The sequence below is a fragment of the Roseburia sp. AF25-13LB genome (assembly GCF_003478915.1).
Taxonomy (GTDB): domain Bacteria; phylum Bacillota; class Clostridia; order Lachnospirales; family Lachnospiraceae; genus Roseburia_C; species Roseburia_C amylophila.
Map to the genome: position 1 here is coordinate 120907 of NZ_QUFO01000005.1, position 15865 is coordinate 136771.

The window sequence follows — 15865 nt, forward strand, 5'->3', positions numbered from 1 at the left end:
GCAGGAGGAAATATGGAACAAAAAGAATTAGATGGCAAAGTCTGGGAAGTAAGTGGATTCGTATTTGAAAATGAAGAACAGGCAAAATTGGCCAAAAAGGAAGTGGAAGGAATCCAGTACATACATGATAATATGAACATGGATAATCCACAGATGGTACAGGAAATCTACCAGAGAATTATGGCTCAGGAATTGTTCCATACACCGATAGGATATGCCTATCTAAAAGAACTGCAGGATTATCTGAAGGGACTGCCCGGGGTGGATGCATCCGAAATACCAGGTATTCCGGTGAAAGATATGGGCTTAGACCTTGACCATGTAGCTGGCAAAGAAAAATCTGGTGAGCACCAGAATGAAAATGCTGATAAAAATTCAGAGGAACAACAGGAAACGAAATTACAGAAGCGCTGCCGCATCTTACTTTCTGTGAATATTGTGCTGATTATTATTGTTATTGCCATGTTTGCCATCAGCCTTACCAGTGGCAGTACCACAATCTTAAATTATGAGACGAAAATCATTAATAAATATGAAGAGTGGGAACAGGAACTGGATGAAAGAGAAGCGGCACTGGATGCTTTGGAAAAGCAGAATTAAATCGCAGAAGAACACAAATTTGACATATTTATCCGTTAAACTATAGAAAAAAGAAGAGGGAAGCAAATATGGAAAAACGTAAAATTCTGGTGGTAGACGATGAAAGCCGTATGCGTAAGCTGGTGAGGGATTTCCTGGTAAAACAGAACTTTGAAGTGTTAGAGGCAGGAGACGGAGAAGAAGCCTTAGACGTATTTTATAAAAATAAAGATATTGCATTGATCATTCTGGATGTTATGATGCCGAAGATGAACGGCTGGGATGTATGCCGGGAAATCAGGGAAAGTTCCAAGACACCGATTATCATGCTGACAGCCAAGAGTGAAGAAAGTGATGAGCTTTTGGGATTTGAACTTGGTGTGGATGAATATATCAGTAAACCATTCAGCCCGAAGATCCTGGTGGCAAGGGTAGAGGCAATTTTGCGGAGAACCGGCAATTATACAGAAGATGATGTGCTGGAAGTAGGTGGCATTGTAATGGACAAGGCTGCCCATATGGTAACAATTGACGGCAAAAATATTGATTTGAGCTATAAAGAATTTGAGCTTCTGGCATATTTCATGGAGAATAAGGGAATTGCTTTATCCCGTGAGAAAATTCTGAATCATGTATGGAATTATGATTATTTCGGTGATGCCAGAACCATCGATACCCATGTGAAAAAGCTGCGCAGCAAGATGGGCGAAAAAGGTGATTATATCAAGACAATCTGGGGTATGGGCTATAAGCTGGACATTGATGCACCGCAATAAAATGTGATAAGGTGGAAGATATATGGCAAAGAATAAGAAAAAACAGCATTCCATTACAGCGCAGATTACATTGACTATCGTTGGATTAGTGGCCGGCACGGTATTACTGTGCTGGCTTCTTAATGTTACCCTGCTGGAAGGCTATTATACCCGCTATAAGCAGGAAGTGCTGGAAAATGGGTTCCAGCAGATTAATGCGGCAAGTGAACAGGGAATCTTAAATACATCAGATTATGATATAGATTTTGAAAAAATCTGTTCCAATGGTAACCTGACGATTTTAATTATTACATCCGATGGTACAGTAGTGCGTTCTTCTACCAATGGTGTGGAAAATCTCAGGATGCAGTTTATGGAAATTATCATGGCAAGTGTGCAGAATGATGATATGCATCTTAATATGAAAGTACTGAAAGCAAACGACAATTATGTCATGGGAGAAAAAGAGGATACCAGGCTGGAATCGGATTATCTGATTCTCTGGGGAACCCTGGCAGATGGTAATCTTTTGCTGGCGAGAACTCCATTGGAAAGTATCAAGGAAAGTGCGCAGGTGTCTAATCGTCTGCTGATGGATGTAGGAGTTGTTGCGGTAATAGTGAGTGGTATTATCATTTTTTTTGTTACCCGCCGTATTACTAACCCAATTCTGCGGCTTACAGATATATCCAAGAAAATGGCAGAATTCGACTTTGATGCGAAGTATGAGGTCAAGGGAGATAATGAGATTGAACAGTTGGGCGAGCATATGAATCAGCTATCGGAAATCTTAGAGCGGACCATATCGGAATTAAAGAGTGCCAATAATGAATTGAAGATAGATATCGAAAAGAAGGAACAGATTGACGAGATGAGAAAAGATTTTCTGTCAAATGTTTCACATGAGTTAAAGACACCTCTGGCACTGATTCAGGGTTATGCAGAAGGCTTACAGGAATGTGTGCAGGACGATCCGGAGAGCAGAAATTTCTATTGTGAGGTCATTACAGATGAAGCAGAGAAGATGAACCGCATGGTAAAGAAACTTCTTACTTTGAATCAGCTGGAATTTGGGAATGATGCTATTGTGATGGAACGGTTTGATATCACCGAACTGATACGTGGAGTAACTGCCAGTAATGCCATTATCTTAGAACAGAAGGGAGCTATTCTGGAATTTGACGAGCAGCCGTTTTTTGTATGGGCGGATGAATTTAAGATAGAAGAAGTTATAACCAATTATCTGAGCAATGCAATCAACCATTTGGAAGGTGAAAACCGGATTAAAATTTCTTATGAATGTAAGCAGGATGTAGTAAGAGTCAGCGTGTTTAATACCGGAAAGCCGATTCCGGAAGAAGACATTGATAATATCTGGATTAAATTCTATAAGGTAGATAAAGCAAGAACCAGAGCTTATGGAGGCAGCGGAATTGGTCTGTCCATTGTAAAAGCAATTATGGATTCCATGCATCAGCAGTGCGGAGTCATTAACCATGAGGATGGTGTGGAATTCTGGATAGAATTAGACACCAGCAATCGCGATGATAACGAGGAAGAACGTGAAATAACTATTGCCTGAAAGCCGGAAAAATGCTAACATGGGAATAGATTGATAAGTTAAGGAGTGCCTATGAGAGACAGAAAGATAAAAACAACGGCATGTGTGCTGTTGGCTGCGTTATTATTAGGCGGATGCGGAGAGCAGCCGATTGAATTAACAGAGCAGGAAGAACAGACAATTGTAGATTATGCAGCACATGTAGTATCAAAGTATAATATAAAGCAGCAGGATGGAATTGTAAGACTATCGAAGAGTGAAGAGACAACAGAGACTGCAGATACCGAGGCTGTGGAACAGCCGGATTCCACTGAGCAGATGCCATCAGAAGGTGGAGATGCAACAGGAACTCCGGAGAATGCGGCATCGGACAACAGTGTGTCCTTAAACGATGCAGTGGCAATACCGGGCATTGATGTGCAGTATACTGGGGCAGAATTTGCTTCCGTCTATCAGCAGGATTCGTCTTATATCGTAGAGCCGACCGCTGGAAATAAGTATCTGGTTTTACATTTTCATTTAAACAATGCCGGAACCGAAGCAGTTGATTGTGATATGTTAAGCCGCAAGGTGTCATTCCGCATGACATTAAATGACAGCGTGGAAGCTGTTGCACAGGTCTCAATTCTGTTAAATGACCTTGGCACATATCAGGGGACTATTGAAGCAGGAAGTGGCACAGATACGGTTTTACTCTTTGAGGTGCCGGAAGGTACACCGGAAGATTTGAGTAAAATCTCTCTGGAAGTAGTCGAAAACACGGTACATAAGACCTGTAATCTATAAAATAGTAAAAATATCTAAAGAATTGTAAAAAAACGGTGCATTTTTATGTAATATTATGTTATAATTTGAAATAGAAATATTCTAAGAAATGACCTTGGGAGGAAAACATAAATGGAGACAAATATTCTGTTAGAAAATGGTACGAACGAACTGGAAGTGCTGGAGTTTACTTTAGGGGATAATCATTACGGAATTAACGTAGCGAAGATTCGTGAGATTTTATCCTATCAGCCGGTAACCCCGGTACCAAATGCACATCCGAGTGTGGAAGGAATCTTTATGCCACGAGATACCATGCTGACGGTAATCAGCCTGAGAAGATGTCTGGGTATGCAGGATGAAGAAGGAAAAGGTTTGTTTATTATCACAAACTTTAATAAATTAAATATTGCATTCCATGTAGATCAGGTTATTGGAATTCATCGTGTCTCCTGGTCAGAGATTATCAAACCGGATGCAACGATTAATGTCCAGGACAAGGGTGTATCAACCGGAGTCATTAAACTGGATGGACAGTTGATTGTTATTCTTGACTTTGAAAAAATTATTTCTGATATCAGCCCGGAAACAGGACTTAAGGTATCTGATGTAGAGCATCTGGAAAATCGTAACCGTAATGATTCCCCGATTATGATTGCAGAGGATTCCCCCTTATTAAGTAAATTGATTACAGATTGTCTGAAGAAAGCAGGTTATACCAACCTGAATGTCAATATGAACGGACAGGAAGCATGGGACAAGCTTTGTGCTTATGAGAAAGCTGGCAATGTAAAAGATAAAGTACATTGTATTATTACTGATATCGAGATGCCATTGATGGACGGACACCGGTTAACAAAACTGGTAAAAGAGAACGATAACATGCATGATATTCCGGTAATCATTTTCTCTTCCCTGGTAAATGATGAAATGAGAAGAAAAGGTGAATCACTCGGAGCAGACGCCCAATTGACTAAACCGGAGATTGGAAGTCTGGTACAGGCTATCGACAGACTGATTGACCAGACTGGAAAGTAAGGAAAGAACGCAGACAAAGGGGTGTGATGTTACATCACATCCCTTTCCTTTACGCTGTCCGGCATCTGCTGGGAGATGTTGTGGCAGACCCTGTAAGCAGATATACAGGCAACTTGGATACATGGAGGTATAAATTTGAGTAAGAGTGAAGATTATCTGGACGATTTGCTGAATTCAGTTTCAGATGCTAACAGAAGAAATAATAAGAAGGATATCGAGAATTTGATTCAATCAATGAATGAAGAAGCTGCAAAGCCAAGAGAGCGGGAGAAAAAAACGGTAGAGAAGAAACACGAGGATTACTCCGGCACAGGTTTCCTGCATGAATTTGAACAGGAGCTGGCAACAGGAGCAGCAGATGATTTCCTGCAGGAATTCGAAATGGAATTAGACGAAGAGGCATCAAATCAGGCAGATATTGATGTCAATGAAGACCAGACATCCGATATGGAGGCAGCTTTTGCAACAAAACAGCCGGAAGCAGCAAACCAGTCAGAAGAAACCAATCAGCTGCGGGATGCTTCAGAGCCAGTCTCATCAGAGGGCACAGATATGGCAACAGATGGGTCTGCACCGTCAGATATGATGGAAGATGTGGATGACATCATGGACGCTGTCCGGAAGAAAGTGGGCGATTCCGGAGAGGAAGAACATATGGATACGTCGAAAACACCGGAAGATGATGCTTCCGAGGAAGAAGAGCCTCTGGGCTTTTTTGATACGCTGGATGAAGATTCGGCGGCAGAGATACCAGAAGCATCAAAGACAGAATCTGAGGAAGAGGAACCACTTCTTTCAGAAGATGATGATGCCATTAATCTTATGGATATGTTATCCGGAGATGCTGACTTATCCGATATCGGCGATTTGCTGAAAGCAGATGAAAATGGAGAAGAATTAGAGCATTCAGAAGATGAGGACAGTGAGGTCCAGGATGAATTTGAACGCCTTGGAAGTATCGAAGAATTAAAGGATTTAAAGGAAGCAAAGGAAAAGAGAAAAAAACAGGGATTCTTCAGTAAAATTATGTCCGTTTTATTTGGACCGGATGAAGAAGAGGATGATACAAAGATTGCAGAAGATGACAGCCTTGGCAGCATTTCATCCGAAAATAGAGAAATCTTAAAAGAGATGGATGCAGACGAGGGAGCCGGTAAGAAGGGAAAGAAAGAGAAGAAAAAGAAAGAGAAAAAAGAAAAGAAGGAAAAGGCGAAGAAGGAGAAGGCGCCAAAGGTAAAGAAAGAGAAGCCTCCAAAAGAAATAGACCGTACGCCGCCTCTTCCGAAGAAGCCGGTTATTCTGATTTTTATTATGGCACTTTCCCTTCTAATCTTGATTTTGCTGGGAAGCTCCAATTTACAGTATGGACAGGATATGCAGCAGGCAAAGGATGATTTTGCAAGCGGCTCCTATGTAACAGCATTCCAGACCGTAGCCGGTTCTTCTGTAAAGGGAAAAGACGAGAATTTCTATAAGAAAGCACAGGTGCTGGCTTCCATACAGAGCGAATATCAGTCTTATGAGAGCTTAAGCGGAATCAATGAAAATGAAATGGCTTTGGATGCGTTGATTCGTGGATATGGCAGATGCGTAGATGGTGCAGACCTGGCTCAGGAATATGAGATAACAGATGAAATGGCAGGACTGAAGAATCAGATTTTGCAGCAGTTATCAGACCATTTTGGTGTATCAGAGGAAAAAGCAGCAGAATTGCATGCCATGACAAAGAGAACAGATTATACAAAGGCAATTCAGGAGATACTTGCAGCAGCAGGACTGGAATAGGAGAACATTATGATAGCAATTATTGACTATGATGCAGGAAACTTAAAGAGTGTGGAAAAAGCATTAGCATATCTGGGCGAGGAAAGCGTAATTACAAGAGATTTTCATACCATTGAACAGGCAGATAAGGTGATTTTACCGGGCGTTGGTTCTTTTGGTGTGGCAATGGATAATCTGAAACGCTATGAACTGGACAAGGTCATCCATGAAGTATGCGAAAGAAAAGTGCCATTCCTTGGAATCTGCCTCGGACTTCAGCTGATGTTTGAAGGAAGCGAAGAGTCAGAAGGAGTAGAAGGACTTGGACTTTTAGAGGGAAAGATTGTACGGATTCCGGATACCTATGGACTGAAAATTCCGCATATCGGTTGGAATTCCCTGCATTTACAGAATAATGGAAGACTATTTCAGGATGTGCCGATGGATGCCTATGTATATTTCGTGCATTCTTATTATTTACAGGCAAAGTATGAAGAAATTGTAAAAGCAACTACAGAATATGGAGTCACTATTCATGCATCTGTGGAGCAGGACAACATCTTTGCCTGCCAGTTCCATCCGGAGAAGAGCAGCTCCGTTGGACTGAAGATACTTAAGAACTTTGCGTCATTACAGGGAGGTGTGAAATAATGTTTACCAAGAGAATTATTCCATGTCTGGATGTCAATGATGGAAGAGTTGTAAAAGGTGTGAACTTTGTGAATTTAAGAGATGCCGGTGACCCGGTGGAAATTGCGGCAGCCTATGATAAAGCCGGAGCAGATGAAGTGGTATTTCTGGATATTACAGCATCTTCGGATAACCGTAATACAGTAGTAGATATGGTAAGACGTGTAGCGGAAAATGTATTTATTCCATTTACCGTAGGCGGAGGAATCCGCTGTGTAGAAGATTTTAAAGTGCTGCTTAGGGAAGGCGCAGACAAGATTTCCATTAATTCTTCTGCAATTAATACACCACAGTTAATCAGTGATGCGGCAGACAAATTCGGAAGCCAGTGTGTGGTTGTTGCCATTGATGCGAGAAGAAGAGAAGATGGCAGCGGCTGGAACATTTATAAAAATGGCGGAAGAATTGATGTAGGTATTGATGCGGTAGAATGGGCAATGAAAGTCGAGAAGCTTGGAGCCGGAGAAATTCTTTTGACCAGTATGGACTGTGATGGCACGAAAGCCGGTTACGATTTGGAACTGACCAGACAGATTGCAGAAAATGTATCTATCCCGGTCATTGCTTCCGGTGGAGCCGGAACGAAAGAGCATTTCTATGAAGCTTTGACAGAAGGTAAAGCAGATGCAGCACTGGCAGCATCATTATTCCATTATAAAGAACTTGAAATTATGGACCTTAAGAATTATCTTGCAGGTCGCGGGGTATCAGTAAGGAGATAAAACTATGGCAATGATTACCAATGACTGGCTGGACAGTGTATCTGCCGAGTTTAAAAAGCCATATTACAGAGATTTATATGATTTTGTAAAAAAAGAATACAGCACCCATGTGGTATATCCACCGGCAGATGATATCTTTAATGCCTTGCACTTAACACCGCTTTCAGAAGTAAAGGTGCTGATTTTGGGACAGGATCCATACCATAATGAACATCAGGCACATGGTCTTAGTTTTTCCGTACTGCCGGATCAGAAAGAGATTCCACCATCTTTACAGAACATCTATAAAGAACTACAGGATGACCTTGGCTGCTATATCCCTGACAATGGTTATCTGGAAAAATGGGCAAAGCAGGGTGTATTATTATTGAACACGGTTCTGACCGTCCGTGCACATCAGGCGAATTCCCATCAGGGCAAAGGATGGGAGCATTTTACGGATGCCATTATCCAGGCGGTCAATGCCCAGGATCGACCAGTTGTCTATATGCTGTGGGGCAGACCGGCACAGAGCAAAATTCCGATGCTTACCAATCCGAAGCATCTGATATTAAAAGCACCTCATCCAAGCCCGCTTTCGGCATACCGTGGTTTCTTCGGATGCAAACATTTCTCACAGGCGAATGCATTTTTAGAAGAGCATGGAGTAGCACCGATAGACTGGCAGATTGAAAATTTGTAGGATGGATTTTAATGTTGACTTGATACCAATAATGTTGAATAACAAAGCATTGCAGGATTTAACAGGTTTCTATGTCAGGCATAAAATACCGCAGTTCTAAATTACATATTTTTCTTTTTACAATATAAAGTGTCTTTCCAATGTTTGACAAACTATCCGCACGGTTCGTCAAAAGGACGGATGTATGACACAATTTATTAGGGGCACTTAGAATTTCGTATTGCAACCGGCAACGCCGGCACAGGATGTGCCGGCGAGGTGCAATCTGAACATGGATGTGAATTTGCACCGGTTGCCGGGCAAAACACAATATGTTTCGAAATTCTTAGTGCCCCTTATAAATCTTGTGTAACATCCGTCTTTGGCGGACAGTGCGGATAGTCAGTCAAAGCAACGGAAAGACATTTTGTAATCAAGAAAAATATGTGCTAAGAACTGCAGGTATTTCATGTCGAATCAACATAGAACCCCATGAAATCCTGTTATTCTTCGAATTGCCAACATGGTATCCAGCCAACATAAAAAATTATTCCTAAAATGAGGAGTGCCCCGACATCTTTCGGATGCCGAGGCTATTATGAAAAAATATATCTAAAAACATGAGTTTCTTTTGATGGTTCTATAGTATGCTATAAATATGACAAAACTATGAACAAACCATAAAAACTTTGTGAAAAGTTACAATAGATGAAAAAAATCACATAAAAAGTTGTGAATTTTACACAATGTTGCAATCCTGTGCCTAAAATGCTATAATAGCATTAACAATAGGCAGACGTGGGACAAGGATGTTACACATCAGATATCAAAGGAGTGATTATATGATAGGCATTTCAAATTATGATTCGAATTCAATTAACACATTGTTTTCCGGATTATCAAATGGAAGCAGAACTTCAAACAGCGGTTTGTTAGGAATTAATATTGCTGACTATTCTGCAATTCGTACCGGTTCCTATTTTAAACTGATGAAGGCATATTATGGTGGAAATGATTCTGCCAGCAAGATTGTAGAGACAAACAAGAAGACTTCAACGTCTACTGCAAAGGATGATACTAAGACATTAGCAAAAATTGAAGATGCTGCGGAAGAGTTGAAGGGTGCATCCGATGCTTTACTGGATAAGACCAAGAAGTCTGTATTTAACAAAGTAACAACAACCGATGCAAAGGGTAATACCACAACAGATTATGATAAAGACGCAATTTATAAGAAAGTAAGTGCTTTCGTAGACAGCTACAATAACCTGCTGAAGAAATCAGAAGATTCCAATACCAATGGAATTCTCAATGCAGTTTCTTCCATGGTTCGGACTACGGATTCCAATGAAAAGTTACTTTCTAAGGTTGGAATTACCGTTGGTGCAGATAACAAACTCAGTATTGATGAGGATACCTTTAAGAAGGCAGATATGTCTTTGGTAAAATCTTTGTTCAATGGAAATGGTTCCTATGGATATCAGGTATCTGCAAAAGCATCTTTAGCAGATTATTATGCAGAACGGGAAGCATCCAGGGGCAATACATATGGTAATACAGGTACATATACCTACAATTATAATACCGGAGAGATTTATAATACGACAACCTAAGTGACCGGTTAATAATTATGATTCGCATAATGATGGTGTAAATGTCAGGTATAAATAATATATGCAAATAACAAGAAACGTGTGTTACAGGAAAGCAATTTTCGGTAAAGCAAAAAAGCAGGTGTTCCGATTAGAACACCTGCTTTCTATCTTAAAAGCTATTTTTAGTTATCATTCTCATCTTCTTCACTCATGGAGTAAACCTGACGTTTTCTTGCCATTTCATCACTTTCTAAGTATTCATCGTAAGTGGTAATCTTATCAATGAGACCACCATTTGGAAGAAGCTCCATAATGCGGTTGGCAGTGGTCTGTGTGAACTGGTGGTCACGGGAGGCGAAGAGTACAACACCCGGGAATTTAATCAGACCGTTGTTTAATGCAGTAATAGATTCCATGTCTAAGTGGTCGGTAGGCTCATCTAAGATTAAGACATTGGAAGCCTGAATCATCATACGTGAGAGCAGCACACGAACTTTTTCTCCTCCGGAAAGGACTCTCATTTTCTTCATGCCGTCTTCACCGGCAAAAAGCATTCTTCCTAAGAAACCACGTACATAAGTAGCGTCTTTGATTTCAGAATACTGGGTCAGCCAGTCTGTGATAACAAGGTCAGTATCAAAGATTTCGGTATTGTCCTTCGGAAAATAGGACTGGGAAGTCGTAACACCCCATTTGTAAGTTCCTTCATCCGGCTCCATTTCACCGGCAAGAATCTTAAAGAGGGTAGTTTTGGCAAGCTCGTTGCTTCCGACAAAAGCTACTTTATCATCATGTCCTAAGATAAAGGATACATTGTCTAATACTTTTACGCCATCGATAGTTTTGCTTAGCCCCTCTACGGTAAGAACCTCATTACCAATTTCACGCTGTGGGCGGAAATCAATGTAAGGATATTTACGGCTGGAAGGTTTGATTTCATCCAGCTCGATTTTTTCAAGGGCACGTTTTCTGGAAGTTGCCTGTTTGGATTTGGAAGCATTCGCAGAGAAACGGGAAATGAACTCCTGTAACTCTTTAATCTTTTCTTCCTTCTTTTTATTGGCTTCTTTCATCTGCTTAACAAGAAGCTGGCTGGACTCATACCAGAAATCGTAGTTACCGGCATATAACTGAATCTTGCCATAATCGATATCGGCAATATGAGTACATACCTTATTTAAGAAGTAACGGTCGTGGGATACGACGATTACAGTGTTGTTAAAGTTAATTAAGAATTCTTCCAGCCATGCAATGGCATCTAAGTCTAAGTGGTTGGTCGGCTCGTCTAAGAGCAGAATGTCCGGATTACCGAACAATGCCTGGGCTAAGAGTACCTTAACCTTGGTAGCACCCGGAAGGTCACGCATAGTGGTGTAGTGGTCTTCTGTCGGGATGCCAAGACCATTTAATAACATGGCAGCATCGGATTCTGCATTCCAGCCGTCCATTTCAGCAAATTCGCCTTCCAGTTCACTGGCACGGATACCATCTTCATCGGAAAAATCCTCTTTTGCATAGATAGCATCCTTCTCTTTCATGATATCATAGAGACGTTTGTTTCCCATGATAACGGTATCTAAAACGGAGTACTCATCATATTTGAAGTGGTCCTGCTGCAGGAAGGAAAGACGCTGTCCCGGTGTAATAACCACATCGCCGCTGGTGGAGTCTAATTGTCCGGATAAAATCTTTAAGAAAGTAGATTTACCGGCACCATTGGCACCAATCAGACCGTAGCAGTTGCCTTCCGTGAATTTAATATTTACATCTTCAAACAAGGCTTTCTTCCCGATTCGTAAAGTTACATTGTTTGCACTTATCATAATCAAATCTCCTGACTCTTTGAATTTACGGTGCTTTCATGCTTATGCACCAATTCGTATCATACTAGAAAAACAGTGGAAAAGCAACTAAAACTTCTTATAGAAGAAATTCGTGATTGTTCTTCATTTCGTACAGTCCATAATCTTGATAATCGACAAATAAAATGCTAAAATGTGATTTAGGTCGATAAGACATAAGTTTTTTATTTAAATAAGGAGGAATAAATAATGTCCAGAGCAAAACAATCAATGGACGGTAATACAGCAGCAGCTCATGTAGCTTATGCATACACAGACGTTGCAGCTATTTATCCTATTACCCCGTCCAGTCCAATGGCTGACTCCGTAGACCAGTGGTCCGCAGCAGGTCAGGAGAATATCTTTGGAAATCAGGTTAAAGTCGTAGAAATGGAATCAGAGGCAGGAGCAGCAGGTGCCGTACATGGTTCTCTTGCAGCAGGTGCTTTAACCACTACATTTACCGCATCCCAGGGTCTTTTATTAATGATCCCTAATATGTACAAAATCGCTGGAGAGCAGCTTCCATGTGTATTTGATGTATCAGCACGTACCGTTGCAACCCAGTCCTTAAATATTTTCGGTGATCACAGTGACGTATATGCTTGTCGTCAGACAGGTTTCGCTATGTTATGTGAGACAAACCCACAGGAAGTTATGGACTTAAGCCCAGTTGCTCATCTTGCAACAATTGAAGGAAAAGTTCCATTCATCAACTTCTTCGATGGATTCCGTACATCTCATGAGATTCAGAAAATCGAGAAATGGGATTACGCAGATTTGAAAGAAATGTGCAACATGGACGCTGTAAAAGCATTCCGTGAGCATGCATTAAACCCAGAGCATCCAGCAATGCGTGGTTCTCATGAAAACGGAGACGTTTTCTTCCAGCATCGTGAAGCTTGTAATACAGCTTACAATGAGTTACCGGCTATCGTTGAGAAATACATGGGCAAAATCAATGAAAAACTTGGTACAGATTATGACTTATTCAACTACTATGGAGCAGCAGATGCAGACCGTGTTATCGTAGCAATGGGATCTATCTGTGACGTAGCAGAAGAAGTAATCGACTACTTAACAGCAGCAGGAGAGAAAGTCGGATTAATCAAAGTTCGTCTGTATCGTCCTTGGGTATCTGCTTCCTTATTAAAAGTTCTTCCAAAGACTGCAAAGAAAGTTGCTGTTCTTGACAGAACAAAAGAGCCAGGAGCATTAGGCGACCCATTATACTTAGACGTAGCTACAACATTACGTGAAGCAGGATTAAACGACGTTGTATTATGTGGCGGCCGTTACGGATTAGGATCTAAGGATACTCCTCCTTCATCTGTATTCGCTATCTACAAAGAACTGGAAAAAGATGCTCCAAAGAGCAGATTTACAGTAGGTATCGTAGATGACGTTACAAACTTAAGCTTACCAGAGGTTAAGCCAGCACCTATCACATCTGCAGAAGGAACTGTAGAGTGTAAGTTCTGGGGTCTTGGTGGAGACGGTACTGTAGGTGCTAACAAGAACTCTACTAAGATTATCGGTGACCACACAGATAAATACATCCAGGCATACTTCCAGTATGACTCTAAGAAGACCGGTGGTGTAACAATTTCCCACTTAAGATTCGGTGACAAGCCAATCAAGAGCCCATATTACATCAACCAGGCTGACTTCGTAGCATGCCACAACCCATCTTATGTAACCAAAGGATTCAAGATGGCCCAGGATGTTAAACCAGGCGGAGTATTCATGATTAACTGCCAGTGGTCAGACGAAGAGTTAGCTCATCATCTGAATGCTGAAGCAAAGAAATACATTGCTGATAACAACATTCAGTTATATACAATCAATGCAATTGACAAAGCAATTGAAATTGGTATGGGTAAACGTACCAACACAATTTTACAGTCTGCATTCTTCAAACTTGCAAACGTTATGCCTATCGACGATGCAGTAGAATTCATGAAAGCAGCAGCTAAGAAATCCTACGGTAAGAAGGGTGATGCTGTCGTAGAAATGAACTACAAAGCTATCGACGCTGGTGTAGACGCAGTACATAAGGTTGAAGTTCCAGCATCCTGGTCTAACCCAGAAGCAGATCCAGCTCCGAAGGAATTAACCGGTCGTCCTGAGACTGTTAAGATGGTAAGAGACTTAATGGAGCCAATCTCCAAGATGGACGGAGACAGCCTTCCAGTATCTGCATTTGCAAAGAATCCGGATGGACAGTTCGAACATGGCGCAGCAGCATATGAGAAACGTGGTACAGCCGTAACCGTTCCTACATGGAATGCTGAGAAATGTATTCAGTGTAACCAGTGTGCATTCGTATGTTCACATGCAACCATTCGTCCATTCATGTTAGACGAAGCAGAAGTAAAAGCTGCTCCAGAGCAGACAAAACTTGCTGATACAAAGCCAAAGGCTGGCGAGTACAAATATACAATGAGCGTATCTCCATTAGACTGTATGGGATGTGGTGAGTGTATTACTGTATGTCCAGTAGGCGCAATCGAAATGGTTCCTCAGGAATCACAGGCAGATCAGCAGCCAGTATTCGATTACTTAGTAGCAAACGTTGGAAAGAAACCTGGTATGCCGGCAGACAATACCGTTAAAGGTTCCCAGTTCAATCAGCCATTGCTTGAGTTCTCAGGCTCTTGTGCAGGTTGTGCAGAGACATCTTACGCTCGTTTGATTACTCAGTTATTTGGTGAGCATATGTATATTTCCAATGCAACAGGATGTTCTTCTATCTGGGGCGGTCCTGCAGCAACATCACCATATACAGTAAACAAAGATTCCAAGAAAGGTCCGGCTTGGGCAAACTCCTTATTCGAGGATAACGCTGAGCATGGTTTTGGTATGGAAATCGGACAGAAAGTTCTTCGTGAGCAGGCAATTGCAAGCGCTAAGAAATGTGCTGAGTCTGATAAAGCAAGCGCAGAATTAAAGGCTGCATTTGACAAGTTCGAAGAGACTAAGAATGATACAAAAGCTAATACACCTGCAACAGAAGCATTAGTTGCTGAGTTAGAGAAAGCTGCAGCAGCAGGATGCCCGGATGCTAAGGATGCATTAGATAAGAAGAATTACCTTGCTAAGAAGTCTGTATGGATCTTCGGTGGTGATGGATGGGCTTACGATATCGGCTTCGGCGGATTAGACCATGTACTTGCTTCCGGTGAGAACGTAAACGTAATGGTATTCGATACAGAGATGTACTCTAATACAGGTGGACAGGCTTCTAAAGCTTCTAACATCGGTGAGGTTTGTCAGTTCGCTGCTTCTGGTAAAGAGGTTGGCAAGAAGAGTCTTGCAGAAATCGCTATGAGCTACGGCTATGTATATGTAGCACAGATCGCTCTTGGTGCAAATATGGCAAATGCTGTTAAGGTAATTGCTGAAGCAGAAGCATACAACGGACCTTCACTTATCATCGGATATGCTCCATGTGAGTTACACGGTGTTAAGGGTGGAATGAACCACTGCCAGGATGAGATGAAGAAAGCAGTAGCAGCAGGTTACTGGAACTTATTCTCATACAACCCGGCATTGAAAGCAGAAGGAAAGAACCCATTCACATTGACTTCTAAGCCAGGTGATGGATCTTACCAGGATTTCTTAAATAACGAGACACGTTACAGCAGATTAACACGTTCCTTCCCAGACAGAGCAGAAAAACTGTTCAAAGCATCTGAGGAAGCTGCAAAGGCTCGTTATGAACATCTGTTAAGATTAGTTGAACTTTACAAATAAGATTAGCTGATTAGACAGAAGAATCTGACGATTAAGTAAAATAAAAGAGACGTAATTTACAGAAGTGTAAGTTACGTCTCTTTTTTTACTTTATAAGAACGATATCAAATTAAATTAGTCTGATTATTTCGTTAGAAA

General features: G+C 41.3%; 12 protein-coding genes. 11 read left to right on the forward strand and 1 reads right to left on the reverse strand.

What is annotated here, in order from left to right:
* Window positions 1-12: 12 nt before the first annotated feature.
* The 10 genes from DWY37_RS09025 to DWY37_RS09070 all read left to right on the forward strand — a co-directional run bounded on the left by DWY37_RS09025 (window position 13) and on the right by DWY37_RS09070 (window position 10148).
* On the forward strand, window positions 13-600 hold the full coding sequence (locus DWY37_RS09025) for a hypothetical protein (RefSeq protein ID WP_022242423.1): 588 nt from the start codon (window positions 13-15) through the stop codon (window positions 598-600).
* A gap of 68 nt (window positions 601-668) precedes the next feature.
* Window positions 669-1355, forward strand: coding sequence for a response regulator transcription factor (locus DWY37_RS09030; protein WP_022242424.1), 687 nt, complete (start codon window positions 669-671; stop codon window positions 1353-1355).
* 22 nt (window positions 1356-1377) lie between these two features.
* The gene (locus tag DWY37_RS09035) at window positions 1378-2916 is read left to right on the forward strand and encodes a sensor histidine kinase (RefSeq protein ID WP_117698214.1); all 1539 of its coding nucleotides are present in this window, start codon (window positions 1378-1380) and stop codon (window positions 2914-2916) included.
* Between the two features lie 51 nt (window positions 2917-2967).
* Window positions 2968-3681 (forward strand): DUF4352 domain-containing protein, encoded by a 714-nt coding sequence (locus tag DWY37_RS09040; protein WP_117698213.1) that lies wholly within the window; start codon window positions 2968-2970, stop codon window positions 3679-3681.
* A 111-nt stretch (window positions 3682-3792) separates the two neighbouring features.
* Window positions 3793-4698 carry a chemotaxis protein gene (locus tag DWY37_RS09045; protein ID WP_117698212.1) on the forward strand — a complete coding sequence of 302 codons (906 nt, stop codon included), beginning with the start codon at window positions 3793-3795 and terminating at the stop codon, window positions 4696-4698.
* Window positions 4699-4833: 135 nt separating this feature from the next.
* Window positions 4834-6483, forward strand: a complete 1650-nt coding sequence (locus DWY37_RS09050) for a hypothetical protein (protein WP_117698211.1) — start codon at window positions 4834-4836, stop codon at window positions 6481-6483.
* A 9-nt stretch (window positions 6484-6492) separates the two neighbouring features.
* A complete protein-coding gene (gene hisH / locus DWY37_RS09055; RefSeq protein ID WP_117698210.1) occupies window positions 6493-7113 on the forward strand; it encodes an imidazole glycerol phosphate synthase subunit HisH in 621 nt (206 codons plus the stop codon).
* The gene (gene hisF, locus DWY37_RS09060) at window positions 7113-7874 is read left to right on the forward strand and encodes an imidazole glycerol phosphate synthase subunit HisF (protein WP_022242430.1); all 762 of its coding nucleotides are present in this window, start codon (window positions 7113-7115) and stop codon (window positions 7872-7874) included. The genes hisH and hisF overlap by 1 nt, the downstream gene beginning before the upstream one ends.
* A 4-nt stretch (window positions 7875-7878) precedes the next feature.
* Window positions 7879-8556: a uracil-DNA glycosylase gene (locus DWY37_RS09065; protein ID WP_022242431.1), complete on the forward strand. Its 678-nt coding sequence runs from the start codon at window positions 7879-7881 to the stop codon at window positions 8554-8556.
* Window positions 8557-9377: 821 nt separating this feature from the next.
* Window positions 9378-10148 (forward strand): flagellar filament capping protein FliD, encoded by a 771-nt coding sequence (locus DWY37_RS09070; RefSeq protein ID WP_118541281.1) that lies wholly within the window; start codon window positions 9378-9380, stop codon window positions 10146-10148.
* A gap of 164 nt (window positions 10149-10312) precedes the next feature.
* On the opposite strand, the gene DWY37_RS09075 is transcribed toward DWY37_RS09070, so the two are convergent.
* A complete protein-coding gene (locus DWY37_RS09075; protein ID WP_022242433.1) occupies window positions 10313-11953 on the reverse strand; it encodes an ABC-F family ATP-binding cassette domain-containing protein in 1641 nt (546 codons plus the stop codon).
* 228 nt (window positions 11954-12181) lie between these two features.
* Here DWY37_RS09075 and nifJ point away from each other — a divergent pair, with 228 nt between their 5' ends.
* Window positions 12182-15727: a pyruvate:ferredoxin (flavodoxin) oxidoreductase gene (nifJ, locus tag DWY37_RS09080; RefSeq protein ID WP_118544488.1), complete on the forward strand. Its 3546-nt coding sequence runs from the start codon at window positions 12182-12184 to the stop codon at window positions 15725-15727.
* The last annotated feature ends 138 nt before the right edge of the window (window positions 15728-15865 follow it).

Excerpts from the sequence above, each read along its gene's own strand:
- DWY37_RS09025 (WP_022242423.1), top strand. The coding sequence starts at position 13 with ATGGAACAAAAAGAATTAGATGGCAAAGTCTGGGAAGTAAGTGGATTC.
- DWY37_RS09030 (WP_022242424.1), top strand. The coding sequence starts at position 669 with ATGGAAAAACGTAAAATTCTGGTGGTAGACGATGAAAGCCGTATGCGT.
- DWY37_RS09035 (WP_117698214.1), top strand. The coding sequence starts at position 1,378 with ATGGCAAAGAATAAGAAAAAACAGCATTCCATTACAGCGCAGATTACA.
- DWY37_RS09040 (WP_117698213.1), top strand. The coding sequence starts at position 2,968 with ATGAGAGACAGAAAGATAAAAACAACGGCATGTGTGCTGTTGGCTGCG.
- DWY37_RS09045 (WP_117698212.1), top strand. The coding sequence starts at position 3,793 with ATGGAGACAAATATTCTGTTAGAAAATGGTACGAACGAACTGGAAGTG.
- hisH (WP_117698210.1), top strand. The coding sequence starts at position 6,493 with ATGATAGCAATTATTGACTATGATGCAGGAAACTTAAAGAGTGTGGAA.
- hisF (WP_022242430.1), top strand. The coding sequence starts at position 7,113 with ATGTTTACCAAGAGAATTATTCCATGTCTGGATGTCAATGATGGAAGA.
- DWY37_RS09065 (WP_022242431.1), top strand. The coding sequence starts at position 7,879 with ATGGCAATGATTACCAATGACTGGCTGGACAGTGTATCTGCCGAGTTT.
- DWY37_RS09070 (WP_118541281.1), top strand. The coding sequence starts at position 9,378 with ATGATAGGCATTTCAAATTATGATTCGAATTCAATTAACACATTGTTT.
- DWY37_RS09075 (WP_022242433.1), bottom strand. The coding sequence starts at position 11,953 with ATGATAAGTGCAAACAATGTAACTTTACGAATCGGGAAGAAAGCCTTG.
- nifJ (WP_118544488.1), top strand. The coding sequence starts at position 12,182 with ATGTCCAGAGCAAAACAATCAATGGACGGTAATACAGCAGCAGCTCAT.